Below are 13,774 nucleotides of genomic sequence, written 5' to 3' on the forward strand. Positions count from 1 at the left end.
GTTTTCCGTTCAGATAGAGTTGGACGACTTGTTCCTTGAACTCGTCTGTGAAAGTGCGGGCTGCTCTTTTGGTCATGTCTGGTACTCTCATCATATGGATAATTTGTATCAGTCTAATCGACCTCCACATTTATGTCCAACTCAGTGTAGACCATCCACGTGTTCCAGAAAATCTTCGAGGACATCGTGCGGCAGGCTGAGGCGCACGGCTTCATCTCCGGTCGGATCCTGGTCACGGACTCGACGCACATCCGTGCGAACGCGAACAAGAGGAAGTTTGACAAGGTCGAGGTCGAACGGGTCGTCGGCGAGATCGAGGAGGAACTCCTTCCAAGGGTGAACGAGGAGCGTGCCGAGCGCGGAAAAAAGCACTGAAGCCCAAAGGGGCTGGAAAAGAGCGTCGGCTCGTCAAGGTGAGCCGGACCGACCCGGAAGCGGGCTATATGTATCGTGACCAGAAACCGGGAACTACAAAAAAGGACGAACCAGGTCGCAAGATGCGACCTGGTTCGTCAACAAGCTGAGGCAGAGCAAAGCGCTCTGCCTCATTGTTGTTTCAAAGTTTAAAGCGTGAAACGAGTTCTTGAAGTTCCTCCGCCATCGTTGCGAGTGATTTTGCTGATTGTGACACTTCTTCAATCGACTTCAATTGGTCATCAGTCGTCGCTGCGACTTGTTTTGAGACATTGGAGTTTTCGTCGGCGATGTCAGCGATTTGTGACGCGGTCGCGGCCACTTGACTGATTGAATCATCGAGATGAAGTAACACCATACGGAGTGAATCGCTCATTTCGTTAAAACTTTCTGAGACACGACCGATCTCATCGTTCGATGAGACGGTAATCGGCTCTGTCAAATCACCTGCCTTGATCCGTTCTGCTTCCTCAGTCAATACACGCAACGGACGTAAGATTAAACGAAGGACGAAGTAGATCAACAATCGCCTTAAATACATCGACTGAATCATACCGCTCGTCCCGATAGTTATAGTTGACTTCGAGAACGTTCAACCCATTCTCTAAGCACAATCCAGTCTTATAGAGAAACATTGGAGAATCATTTATATATCCGTATACGGGCAACAAAATCACTAGTGTGTCGGATGACGAATCAGGCTGCAGGTACGAATATGCGACGGGTATTCCGTTTGTCCCAATGATGTGACCATCTGTTACTTCATAAATGCTGTCTCCTCAATTCTTCAAAAGTTGCGTTTCAAGGTGATGAATCATCGTCCCAATGGTCTCTCCTTGGAGAATCCGATGAATGGCGTTTCGCTCATTGAAGTCGAACAAGTGGATTGGCAAACCGTGATCTCTTGCGAGAAGCAATGCCGATTGATCCATCACTTTCAAATCATTCGAAATGACATCGTTATAATGTAGGGTTTCATATTGACGAACGTCCGAATCCAAACGAGGATCTCGGTCATATACGCCGGAGACACCGTTCTTTGCCACGAACAAGGCATCGCATCCCACTTCGATGGCACGCTGAACAGCCGGATAGTCTAAAGAGACGAACGGTTGACCGTTATCGCCTGCGAAAATGACGATATATCCTTTTTTCAAATGACTGATGGCTCGAAGTTGAATGTATGGCTCGGCTACACTCGGCATTGGAATCGACGTCATAACGCGCACTTCTCGAGTGGTATCTCGTTTCAAGATACCACGTAGCATCAATGAATTCATGACCGTCCCGAGCGTCCCGATACTGTCAGCCTCCACTCGATTGATCCCCCACCGACCATGACACATACTTCAATCCCGCTTTTGGCGAGTGACAATATCTCCTCTGCAATCAGGCTGAGACTCATTTCGTCAAAATTATCCGTTCTATCACCAGCTAGAGCGGCTCCACATAACTTGATACAAATTTTTCAGTGCTTCAATGTCTCCCAACCCTTCATTTGGAAATTTTTGTTCAATTCAGTATAGAAGAGATTGTTTGATTGAACAATAGTATTTCCAATTGATTTATAATGACATTTCTTTATTTTCTTTCCTACATCGGGTACAAAAAAAGACCGTAGAATACACTACAGTCAGTAAGCTTAAGCCCCCAATATTGAACCGTGACGAGTCTTTTCCCATCCATACGCCACTTCTCGGAGCATCAATTCGCCAAACTCTCGATCTTTTTGGTCGATGACCTGCCCCTGTTTTCGCTCATAAAACGTTCGGAACGGATTCATCTCAAGTGCCCAGATCAAGAGACCCGCTTCACACATCGATTGCACGGCATGTTCAAGGAGCGCGGACCCGATTCCGTTCCCTTGATGGTTCTCTAAAATATAAATGGCATACACTTCGTTCGTATGGTCTGGATACTCACCCGTACGTTCTTCTCCGTATAGGACGAAGCCCACAATCTCGTCATCGACAATCGCCACAAAGCCGGCTACCTCTTGACGACGAAGTGCTGTCCGCAACCGTTCTGCCCATTCGATGGAACCGGACGAAAGTTTCAATAAGTACTCGGTCGGTACGATCCCCCGATAGGTCGTGCGCCATCCGTTCACACGCACTCTCGCAATCCCATATACATCGTCTGGTTTGGCGACCCGAATGTCCAATGTGACCCCCTCCTACCCGAATCTTTACAAATAGTTTACCACAAATCCCCAACATACAATCTCGAATTATGTGAATTCTATTCGATCACCTACCGTAAAAAAATAGACGCTACCTCTATTGAGGCAGTGTCTATTCACTAATTATGCAACTTCTTTTGACTGAACCGGTGTAGCCGTTGTTAACGGTTTTTTCAAGAACGAGAGGAGCAATGCTCCGACCACTGCACCTACCAAGATGGCAAGAGCATAAAGACCCATACTCACCGCGACGTTTCCAGCTCCTTCAAGAAGTGGGAAGACGAAGATTCCACCGTGTGGCGCCGGCAATTGAATTGTAAAGAATGCGGACAATCCGCCTGCGATGGCAGAACCGAGAATCGCTGATGGAAGAACGCGAATCGGGTCCGCAGCTGCGAATGGGATCGCCGCTTCCGTGATAAACGAAGCTCCCATGATATAAGCGGTCTTTCCTGCTTCGCGCTCTTGTTTCGAGAACTTTTGACGAGCGAAGACTGTTGATGCGAGTGCGACGAGGAGTGGTGGTACCATCCCTCCAGCCATGACCGCTGCCATGACTTCTTGGTTACCCGCTGTAAGTGCTGCCGTACCGAAGACTTACGCTGTCTTGTTGATCGGACCACCCATATCGACTGCCATCATCCCACCGACGATGACTCCTAAAAGGATGGCGTTCGCGCCACTCATGCTGTTCAACGTATCCATCAACCATGTCATGAGTGCTGCAATCGGTTCATTGACGACGAGCAACATGACCATACCTGAGATAAAAGAACCGAGTAACGGATACAAGAGGACTGGTTTGATTCCTTCAAGTGAAGCAGGCAATTTTGCGAGTGCTTTTTTCAAGAAGAGGACGACATAACCTGCCAAGAAACCAGCGATGAGACCACCGAGGAATCCTGCGTTCCCTTGACTTGCGAGTACCCCTGCCACGAGACCTGGTGCGAGACCTGGGCGATCGGCAATCGACATCGCGATGAAACCGGCGAGAATCGGAACGAGGAAGCCGAATGCAGCTCCACCGATCGTCATCAACTGTGCTGCAAATTCATTGTAAGACGGGTCATCCGGGTTAGCGGAGTTGATGCCCCAGAAGAAGCTGATGGCAATCAAGAGTCCGCCTGCGACAACGAGTGGAAGCATCGCAGATACCCCGCTCATCAAGTGCTTATAGACGCCTGTACGTTGCTCTTTCGAAGCTCCACCTGACGATTTCGAAGCTTCATATACCGGTGCATCTTGTTTCACCGCGCGATTGATGAGTTCTTCAGGCTTTCGAATCCCTTGTGCAACAGGAACTTCAATGACTCGTTTACCAGCGAAGCGATCCATTTCAACAGCCTTGTCCGCTGCAACGATGATCGCTGTCGCCCGGTCGATATCTGCTCGTGTGAGCTCGTTCTTCACGCCAGTTGACCCGTTCGTTTCGACTTTGATGTCGACGCCCATCGCTTCCGCTTTTTGCTTCAAGCTATCTGCTGCCATATACGTATGGGCGATACCGGTCGGACAAGCCGTGACCGCCAAAATGAACGGTGCATCCGTGTTTGTCGTTTTTACGACCTCTGGCTTCTCTTCTGCTGCTTCTTTTTCTTCGATTGCACGAATGACATCGTTTTCAGAAGTAGCCGCATAGAGCCGTTCCTGGAATGCAGGGTCCATCAAGTAAACTGAAAGTTTAGAGAGTGTTTCAAGGTGTTCATTATTGGCGTTTTCGCCTGCCGCAATCATGAAGAAGAGGCGGCTCGGTTGTCCGTCTAACGCTTCGTAGTCGACACCTTCCGAGCGACCGAACGCGATCGCTGGCGTTTTGACGGCACTCGTTTTCGCGTGCGGGATGGCAATGCCTTCACCGAGCCCAGTCGTGCTCTCGCTTTCACGTTTTAGGATCGCATCGCGATAACCGTTGCGGTCCGATAGTTTACCGGCGCGGTCGAGGACATCGACAAGTTCTTCGATGACCTCACGCTTAGAACTCGCGCTTAGATTCAATTGAATCGTGTCGCGTTGGAGCAAGTCCGTGATTTTCATGTTGTTTCCTCCATTCGTTTAAGTGGTGTGAGTTGTACTTGATCGATCAAGCGATCGATCTCTTGTTTCGAACATAGACCGAACGTATAGGCAGATGCGCTTCCTGTCGTGACCGCATATCGAAATGCTTCTTGTTCGCCTTTTTCTTTCACATTCGCGACAAATCCGGCGACGAGCGAGTCTCCTGCACCGACCGAGTTTACGAGCTTCCCTGTCGGTGTGTTTGCTGTGACAGCTCCGTCCTTGTTAACGAGTAGCGCCCCGTCTCCCGCAAAGGAGATGATGACATTTTTCGCCCCACGTTTGACGAGTTGTTCCGCATAAGGAAGAGCTTCCTCGAATGTTTCAATTTCGGTATCAAACAATTCACCTAATTCATGGTGGTTCGGTTTGATCATGAGTGGTTCGAGGGCGAGCACTTCGAGCATGGCTTCTTTCGTCGTATCAACGACAAAGTCAGCCCCTTTTTCGCGAATCGATTTGGCAATCGTCCGATATAGCGAGTCTGGTAGGTTACTTGGAATACTACCCGCAAGGACGACGATATCGCCTTCTTGAACTTGATCGAACTTTTCCGTCAACAGTTCGAGCTCGCGCTCTGTGATGTTCGGTCCGCTCGCATTCAGTTCCGTTTCTTCTTTCGCCCGAATCTTGACATTGATCCGGGTGCTTCCATTCACCTCTACGAAATCGGTGTGTACACCGTGATCGACGAGTGACTTTTTAATGAAGTCACCTGTCGTCCCCCCGATGAAACCAAGTGCCTTCGTTTCTTGCGCATATTCCCGGAGAACGATTGAGACGTTAATGCCTTTCCCGCCTGCTCGCTCTGTCGTCTCTTCGATTCGGTTCACTTCTCCTAGATGTACTTCAGGTAATGTTACGTAGTAATCAATAGAAGGGTTGAGTGTTAACGTATAAATCATTTCGCATTCACCACCTTTGTGATTGTTTGGATGGAACTCATTGACTCATCGCTTGATGTGATCAATTGTGCGGCATCTAACGTCGCAACTCGGCTGAACGTCCGTTTCCCGATTTTCGATGCGTCAGCGAGTACGAAGGACGTTTGTGCCAATTCGATTGCCGTTTTTTTGACAAGCGCTTCTTCTGGGTCTGGGGTCGTGTAACCTGCCTCAAGGTCGATCCCATTCATTCCGAGAAAGGCGAGGTCGACTCGATAATTCATCATGCTCTCGCGTGCGTTATACCCGACAAGCGCTTGGGTGGAACGTTTTAATTCTCCGCCAATCACAAACGTCTTAATATCAAGATCAAATAATTCATTCGCAATCGGTAGACTGTTTGTGACGACGACGATTTTCTTCCCTTCTAAAAATGGAACCATCGCCTGAGTGGTTGTACCGGCATCTAAATAGATCGACATCCCGTCTTCGATGAATGTCGCGGCCTTCCGTGCAATCGCAACTTTTTCATCGACGAACCGATCTCGCTTCTCTTCAAACGTCGGTTCTTCATCTGGAGTCGCAATGAGTGTTGCTCCGCCGTGAACCCTTGCCAAATATCCTTCCTCTTCGAGGTCCGTCAAATCTCGACGGATTGTCGACTCGGACGAATCGGTCAAATCAACCAGTTCTTTCAATTTGACGACCTTTTGTTCAGATAAGCGTTGCAAAATCAACTGATGTCGTTGTTTCGTTAACATCTTGTTCCCTCCATACGTCTAATATAAAGCGTTTCCATTATGAAAACAACTAAAATCATTCAAAAACATCCACATTCATTCAACTTGTCACAATTATAACACAAAAAACGGTCAATAAATGACCGTTTTTTGTGTTCATGACTGTTTTTTTAACCATTCATCCAACTCTTGAACAAGTTTTGGATGAATCGGCGCATCGATTGCTTCTCGATATTCTTTATGCAGCGTGAGAAGCGAATGGAGTGACTCACGTGTCACGAGGAGATGATTCATATCATCGATAATCGATGGGGTGACCTCCCCTTTCGTTTGAATCATATGGACGTGTTCTGGTGGGACTTGAACATCACGTCCCCCTGTAATCGCAAGCACCGGGACGGTCACATGCTCTAACCGCTCACGGACGTCATAAGATGCATGTTCTCGAATCCATTTCGCATTAACGACTTGCCCACGATATTTGAAAGACGAGACGTTCGTCCGTAAAGACCGCTCGAGCAAGTCGTCCTGTCGCTGTCTGACTTTTTTGGCAACGCCCGTCAACCGATAGAAGAGACCTTTTATGCCCTTCATCCGCTCGATGTCTTTAGCCAGCGCGTCTGCTTGGTACAAAAACATCTGCTTTGACGATTCATGGAACCCAGACAGTAAAATCAATCCATCGGCTTTCGTCTCAAGCTGAACGGCAGGAGCAAGAACGGCCCCTTCACTATGACCGAGTAGATACAATCGATTCACATCGGCTAGTTGTCGAATGGTGCGCACGACAAGAATCGCATCGTTAATCAAATCATGTAAGCCGACTTTATTAAAATCCCCATCGGACTTCCCGATTCCTTGTTTATCGTATCGGAACACATTGTAACCGTGGTCGTACAATGCTTCTCCCAATTTGGCATACGTATTAAAACCGACACCCCCCATGTTACCATCACGGTCACTCGGTCCACTCCCGCTCAACATGACGATGGTCGCCCGAGGCTCCTCATGCGAAAGAAAAGTTCCTGCAATCGTTCCATATGCTGTCGTAATCGTCATCTCTTGTTTCATCGTATCGCCTCCATTACTATCATACCCGAAACTGACATCCAAAAAAAACATGTCGCCGTCAAATGAGACAGCGACATCTATACGGTCAGTCCGTTAGCCAAACGTGCAACCAATTGACCGCATCAGCTAACCCATCTTCCGTCAGGCGTTCGAACGTATCCTTCTCCGTAAACACTTGCCAACTTCCTTCTAATGAATCACTCAACATTAGATAAGGTAATCCTTCTTCATCATAAGCATCACCCGGAGAACTCCCCATCGAACGAACTGTTAATTGATCGAACGGAGTCTGTTCAAGGATACGATATGATTTCATCCCTTTCGTCCGAACGTATAGTGGGCCGTCGCCGGTCCCAAGAATATCGAGCATGACGACTGCATCGACTTTCTCCCTTTGAACCATTAATCGTTCGAGGAAATCGTCACTCGCTTCTCTAGAGTCCCCATTCCCATTCAATGATATTGGCTAAGTATGCCAATAATTATTATATACAGCTATTTATTGTCTGACTATTTAATATTTTATCTATTTAAATATAATTTTAGAAACTGAATATCCTGTTCAGACCACATAAAGAGCCCGTTCGAGTTGAACGGGCTCACGCGTAACTATTGATTCTTATACGCCTTCGTATGCTGCGTACATGATTTCTTTCAATTCTTCAACGAGCGGCATTTTCGGGTTCGCCGTCGTACATTGGTCTTCGAATGCGTCGACCGCCATTTTGTCAATCTTCGCATCGAGTTCTGCTTTCTTGATACCTTGCGCCTTGAACGAAAGTTTGATGTTCAAGCGTTGACCGAGCTCGATGATCGCTTGGACGAGTGACTCGACACCTTCAGCTGTCGTGCTAGCCGGAAGACCGAGGTAACGTGCGATTTCTGCGTAACGTTCGTCAGCGATGAATGACTCATATTTCGGGAACGCCGCAAGTTTTGATGGGCGTGTCGCATTGTAACGGATGACGTGTGGCATGAGGATCGCGTTTGTGCGACCGTGCGGTACGTGGAACTCTCCACCGATTTTGTGAGCGATCGAGTGGTTGATGCCGAGGAACGCGTTCGCGAACGCCATACCTGCCATTGTTGACGCGTTGTGCACTTTCTGACGAGCTTCCGCGTCGCTACCGTTTTCATACGCTTTTGGTAGGTAGTCGAAGATCATCTTCATCGAACGGAGCGCAAGTCCGTCCGTATAGTCGTTTGCCATGACTGATACGTAAGCTTCGATGGCGTGTGTCAACACGTCCATTCCTGTATCTGCCGTGATTGATGCTGGTACGGTCATGACGAACTCAGGGTCGACAATGGCGACGTCTGGTGTGATCGCGTAGTCAGCAATCGGATATTTCACATTACGTTTTTTGTCTGTAATGACGGTAAACGGTGTTACTTCTGAACCTGTACCAGAAGTTGTTGGGATAGCGACGAACATTGATTTGTTACCGAGTGTCGGGAACTTGTATGTCCGTTTGCGAATATCCATGAATTTCTGACGAAGGTTTGAGAACTTTTCTTCTGGACGTTCATAGAAGAGCCACATCCCTTTCGCAGCATCCATTGGTGATCCACCACCGAGTGCGATGATCATGTCTGGCTGGAAGTGACGCATCGCTTCAGCACCGTTCATGACCGTCTCAACAGATGGGTCTGGTTCGACTTGGTCGAAAATACGGTACTCAACACCTGCTGGTAAGTTTTTGATGACTTTATCAGCGAATCCGAGTTTGACCATCATTTCATCCGTTACAATCATCGCCCGCTTTTTCGTTGTGAGTGATTGAAGGTATTGGACAGAGTTTTTCTCAAAGTAGATTTTTTCAGGTACTTTAAACCATTGCATATTCACGCGACGTCTCGCCACCTTTTTCACGTTGAGTAGATGTTTCGCCGTCACGTTTTCAGAGACGGAGTTTTTACCGTAAGACCCACAACCGAGCGTGAGGGATGGTGTCATTTCGTTGTAAAGGTCACCGATTCCACCGTGTGCTGAAGGTGAGTTGACGATGATGCGACAAGCTTTCATACGAAGACCGAAATCAAGGATGGCATCGTCGTCCGTTGAGTGGATGACCGCTGTATGGCCGAGACCACCGATTTCAAGCATTTTTTCAGCAACCGCAAATCCTTCTTCACGTGATTGAACTTTATAAGCACCGAGGACCGGGCTCAATTTTTCATGTGAGAGAAGTTCTGTCGCGCCAACTGTTTCAAGTTCAGCAATCAAGATTTTTGTGTCAGCTGGGACTTTGAGACCTGCTTTTTCTGCAATCCACGCTGCCGGCTTCCCGACGATCTCTGGGTTGACTGCGCATGTGTCCGTACGGATGACGAGGGTTTCAAGTTTCGCTTTTTCTTCAGGTGAGCAGAAATAGCAACCGAGTGCTGTCATTTCCGCTTTCACTTCTTCGTATACTTCTTGGTCGACGATGATTGCTTGTTCAGACGCACAGATCATTCCGTTGTCGAACGTTTTTGAAAGGATAACGTCTGAGATGGCACGTTTCACTTTTGCTGTTTTGTCGATATAGGCTGGTACGTTACCAGGTCCGACACCGAGAGCCGGTTTACCAGTCGAGTAGGCGGACTTGACCATCGCTGCTCCACCAGTAGCAAGGACCATCGCGACACCAGGATGATTCATGAGTGCTTTCGTCGCATCAAGTGACGGGACTTCTACCCATTGAATCAAGTTTTCAGGAGCACCTGCGGCTACCGCTGCGTCACGTAGGACTCGTGCCGCTTCACTTGAACATTGTTGAGCTGACGGGTGGAAGGCAAAGATAATCGGGTTACGTGTTTTAATGGCGATGATCGCTTTGAACATCGTAGTAGAAGTAGGGTTCGTGACCGGTGTGACACCTGCAACGACGCCGACCGGCTCTGCGATGTATGTGATTCCGTTTTGAACGTCATCTTCAAGGACGCCAACCGTTTTCTCTCCACGAAGTGAGTTATAAATATATTCTGTCGCAAAGATGTTTTTGATCATCTTATCTTCAAAGACACCGCGACCTGTTTCTGTATATGCTAGTTTCGCAAGTTCGACGTGCTTCTCTAGACCTGCAAGCGCCATCGCTTGTACGATGTGATCAATTTTCTCTTGGTCGAACGTCATTAACGTATCGAGTGCGGCGTGTGCGCCCGCTACGAGCGTATCCACCATTTGTTCTGCCGTTGTTTCCACTTTTGCTTTTTCTTTAACTGCCATGTTAGGTTCCTCCTCATAAGTGAGAGCTTTTAATGAACATATTGACTTGATGGAAGCACGATAAGGTGCTTGTTTTCAAGAGATTGTGCTTTCCTTCACATTCATAGAATACAATGTTTTTCCGGTTTTGTGGGTGACAACAATGTGAACTCTTTCACAATATTTTTTTATCATTTGTTGATAGCTCTTGATTTTTACATACACCCTCAGTAAAATCGAATGCGTTTTCATGAAAACATGAGTAGTGATTCATGTAAACGCTTACATTAATTGTGTCAGTTCTATCTCTTATAAGATGTATCAAACATCACATCAACCCGTTTTTAGGTTCAACTGCACCTAACTCGTGTATAATGAACATAGAACCTAACTAGGAAGTGAATCTATTATGCCGAAACAAGATGCAGCGGACCAGTTTGTCAAACTAATCCCTTTAATTCGTCGTAAATTGCTACGTCGATCTGATTTTCCTCAAATTCCAAACTTGAACTTTTCTCATTTCCATCTATTAATGTTGATTGAAGACGAGGGGGCAGTCACGAATGGACGAATTAGCGAGACACTCTCCATCGCACCACCGAACGTCACCCCTCTCATCACGAAACTGTTGAACGAGGGCTACATTACCCGCGTACCCGATGAACGGGATCGCCGAGTGATATGGAACCAGCTGACGGAGAAAGGTGCGCGAATCTTACTTGAACGAAGAGACTCGTTCCGAACGCTATTCGAAGAGCGCCTCGCATTTTTAAATGAAGATGAGACAGACCGGCTGATTGAAAGTTTGAAGACCCTCACTGAGATTGTAGAGAAAATGGACAAAGGCGACGAGTAAATCTTTACTCGTCAATTCAGCCAACTTCTTATATAATCTGTAATGAATCTACGTACAAATGGAAAGAGAGATGACATGTAATGGGTCGTAAATGGAACAACATTAAAGAGAAGAAGGCGTCTAAAGATGCCAACACGAGTCGCGTTTATGCGAAGTTCGGTCGCGAAATCTATGTGGTCGCCCGACAAGGGGAACCAGATCCTGAATTGAACCAGTCATTAAAATTTGTGGTGGAGCGCGCTAAAACATATAACGTGCCTCGCGCAATCATCGATCGTGCAATCGATAAAGCAAAAGGCGGCGACGAAGAGAACTTCGACGAACTTCGTTATGAAGGATTCGGACCGAATGGTGCGATGGTCATCGTCGACACGCTGACGAACAACGTGAACCGTACAGCATCAGAAGTTCGTGCTGCTTTCGGTAAAAACGGAGGCAACATGGGCGTCAGTGGTTCGGTCGCTTATATGTTCGATGCGACAGCCGTCATCGGTGTCAACCAAATGTCTGCAGATGATGTTCTTGAACTTATGATGGAACACGACCTTGACGTTCGTGATGTCATCGAAGAAGACGAGACGGTAATCGTCTATGCCGAGCCTGAAGCGTTCCACGCCGTTCAGACCGCATTCAAGGCTGCCGGGGTTGAGGAGTTTGCCGTCGCAGAGTTGACGATGCTTCCACAGAACGAAGTGTCGCTCGATGACGCATCGAAAGAACAATTCGAAAAATTAATTGACGTTCTCGAAGACTTGGAAGATGTGCGCCAAGTGTATCACAACGTCGATATGTAACACGCAAGCGATAACTTTTACGAGTTATCGCTTTTTTCATGAGCGATTTGACAAGGGTCACATCATATGTTAAATTTCAAAAAGTCTTTATCATATTAAAGTGATACCAAGAGAAAGGAAACATGAAAGGTGTTGGATGTATATGAACGCAGTGTTACTTGCAGTCATCGTCTTATTCGCGCTCGCCATCAATCGAGTGCACATTGTATTATCCTTAATATTAGCGGCGCTAGTCGGAGGGCTTGTTGGAGGACTTGGATTTAACGATACGTTGACCGCCTTTAGCAATGGCCTCGGGGGCGGAGCGAGCATCGCGCTCAGTTACGCACTCCTCGGCGCATTCGCCGTCGGGTTGTCGAAGACGGGTCTACCAGACGTCTTGGCCGAAAAACTGATTGCCATGTCGGGTCGTGACGTGTCGGGTAAACGCGTGAGTTATGTCAAAGCGTTCTTATTGGCGCTACTCCTATTATTGTCGATCAACTCACAGAACGTACTCCCGATTCACATCGCCTTTATCCCGATTGTGATTCCACCGTTACTCGTCTTATTCAATGAATTGAAACTAGATCGCCGTCTCGTAGCGACAATCTTAACTTTCGGTCTTGTGACACCATACATGTTGTTACCAGTCGGATTTGGCGGTATTTATTTGAATGAAATTCTCATTGCGAATGTCGAAGCGAACGGCTTGACAGTCGGCGACGTCAATATCATCTCAATCATGGGAATCCCGGCATTAGGTATGGTCGTCGGATTGATCGCAGCGTTCATCCATTACCGGAAACCGCGAACATATGAAACAATCGCGCTCGGACCGTCTGACTATGAAGTTCGTCAAATGGGCGGTTTCAAGATGATTATGACGCTTGTCGTTGTTCTCATCGTTCTCATCGTTCAATTACAGACCGAGTCGATGATCGCCTCGGCAGTGACAGGACTGATGTTACTCTCGATTTTCCGCCTCATCCCTTGGTCGGAGGCAGATGACATCTTCACGAGCGGCATGCGCATGATGGCGTTCATCGGTTTCGTCATGATTGCCGCAAGCGGATTCGCAGCCGTCATTCGTGAAACAGGCGCGATTGATCCGCTCGTCAACGGTGCGAGCAATCTGATGGGTGACTCGAAAATGATTGCCGCTCTCGTTATGCTACTCGTCGGACTAGTGATCACGCTCGGAATCGGGTCAAGTTTCTCGACCATTCCAATCATCGCAGCCATCTTTGTACCTCTTTGTGTACAGTACGGTTTCTCTGTGGAGGCGACGATTGCCATCATCGGGACTGCGGGTGCTCTTGGTGATGCGGGGAGTCCTGCAAGTGACTCGACGCTCGGACCTACGAGTGGATTGAACGCTGACGGCCAACACGATCACCTACGTGAGACGGTTTGGCCAACGTTCCTACACTACAACATCCCTCTCATCATCTTCGGGGTGATTGCGGCAATGGTCCTTTAATCATTTCTTCCGTCGTGAATAAATCGTTCCTAGTAAAATTAATATGAGGATAAACCAGATTCCGGTGTACATGAGGATTTCGGTAAACATAAAACTCCTCCTAAACTAAAGATAAGGAGCGACGGT

General features: G+C 47.6%; 11 protein-coding genes and 2 pseudogenes. 4 read left to right on the forward strand and 9 right to left on the reverse strand.

Annotated features, from left to right (window positions below; all coding sequences use genetic code 11):
• The first annotated feature begins 159 nt into the window (after positions 1–159).
• Positions 160–375: a hypothetical protein gene (locus tag KNO76_RS00005; RefSeq protein ID WP_214881221.1), complete on the forward strand. Its 216-nt coding sequence runs from the start codon at positions 160–162 to the stop codon at positions 373–375.
• 181 nt (positions 376–556) lie between these two features.
• Here KNO76_RS00005 and KNO76_RS13955 read toward each other — a convergent pair whose 3' ends face one another.
• The 9 genes and pseudogenes from KNO76_RS13955 to adhE all read right to left on the reverse strand — a co-directional run bounded on the left by KNO76_RS13955 (position 557) and on the right by adhE (position 10,557).
• Complete coding sequence (locus tag KNO76_RS13955; RefSeq protein WP_251127823.1) at positions 557–967, reverse strand: HAMP domain-containing protein; 411 nt, start codon at positions 965–967, stop codon at positions 557–559.
• 226 nt (positions 968–1,193) lie between these two features.
• Positions 1,194–1,879 (reverse strand): annotated as a pseudogene (locus KNO76_RS00015) (amino acid kinase family protein).
• Positions 1,880–2,056: 177 nt separating this feature from the next.
• Entirely contained in the window at positions 2,057–2,578 is a 522-nt protein-coding gene (locus KNO76_RS00020; RefSeq protein ID WP_026826051.1) for a GNAT family N-acetyltransferase, read from the reverse strand.
• Positions 2,579–2,719: 141 nt separating this feature from the next.
• Positions 2,720–4,630: pseudogene (locus KNO76_RS00025) on the reverse strand (PTS fructose transporter subunit IIABC).
• On the reverse strand, positions 4,627–5,556 hold the full coding sequence (gene pfkB, locus KNO76_RS00030) for a 1-phosphofructokinase (protein ID WP_214881224.1): 930 nt from the start codon (positions 5,554–5,556) through the stop codon (positions 4,627–4,629). Before pfkB ends, KNO76_RS00025 begins: the two are co-directional and overlap by 4 nt.
• Positions 5,553–6,296, reverse strand: a complete 744-nt coding sequence (locus KNO76_RS00035) for a DeoR/GlpR family DNA-binding transcription regulator (RefSeq protein ID WP_214881227.1) — start codon at positions 6,294–6,296, stop codon at positions 5,553–5,555. Before KNO76_RS00035 ends, pfkB begins: the two co-directional genes overlap by 4 nt.
• Positions 6,297–6,431: 135 nt before the next feature.
• Positions 6,432–7,346, reverse strand: a complete 915-nt coding sequence (locus tag KNO76_RS00040; protein ID WP_214881230.1) for an alpha/beta hydrolase — start codon at positions 7,344–7,346, stop codon at positions 6,432–6,434.
• 85 nt (positions 7,347–7,431) lie between these two features.
• Complete coding sequence (locus KNO76_RS00045) at positions 7,432–7,803, reverse strand: hypothetical protein (protein ID WP_214881232.1); 372 nt, start codon at positions 7,801–7,803, stop codon at positions 7,432–7,434.
• 162 nt (positions 7,804–7,965) lie between these two features.
• Complete coding sequence (gene adhE, locus KNO76_RS00050) at positions 7,966–10,557, reverse strand: bifunctional acetaldehyde-CoA/alcohol dehydrogenase (protein ID WP_214881235.1); 2,592 nt, start codon at positions 10,555–10,557, stop codon at positions 7,966–7,968.
• A gap of 388 nt (positions 10,558–10,945) precedes the next feature.
• Here adhE and KNO76_RS00055 point away from each other — a divergent pair, with 388 nt between their 5' ends.
• The 3 genes from KNO76_RS00055 to KNO76_RS00065 all read left to right on the forward strand — a co-directional run bounded on the left by KNO76_RS00055 (position 10,946) and on the right by KNO76_RS00065 (position 13,648).
• Complete coding sequence (locus KNO76_RS00055) at positions 10,946–11,392, forward strand: MarR family winged helix-turn-helix transcriptional regulator (protein ID WP_214881238.1); 447 nt, start codon at positions 10,946–10,948, stop codon at positions 11,390–11,392.
• An 80-nt stretch (positions 11,393–11,472) separates the two neighbouring features.
• On the forward strand, positions 11,473–12,186 hold the full coding sequence (locus KNO76_RS00060; protein WP_026826059.1) for a YebC/PmpR family DNA-binding transcriptional regulator: 714 nt from the start codon (positions 11,473–11,475) through the stop codon (positions 12,184–12,186).
• A gap of 142 nt (positions 12,187–12,328) precedes the next feature.
• Positions 12,329–13,648, forward strand: a complete 1,320-nt coding sequence (locus KNO76_RS00065) for a Na+/H+ antiporter family protein (RefSeq protein ID WP_214881242.1) — start codon at positions 12,329–12,331, stop codon at positions 13,646–13,648.
• The last annotated feature ends 126 nt before the right edge of the window (positions 13,649–13,774 follow it).

It is taken from the genome of Exiguobacterium sp. s101 (assembly GCF_018617835.1).
GTDB classification, from domain to species: domain Bacteria; phylum Bacillota; class Bacilli; order Exiguobacteriales; family Exiguobacteriaceae; genus Exiguobacterium; species Exiguobacterium marinum.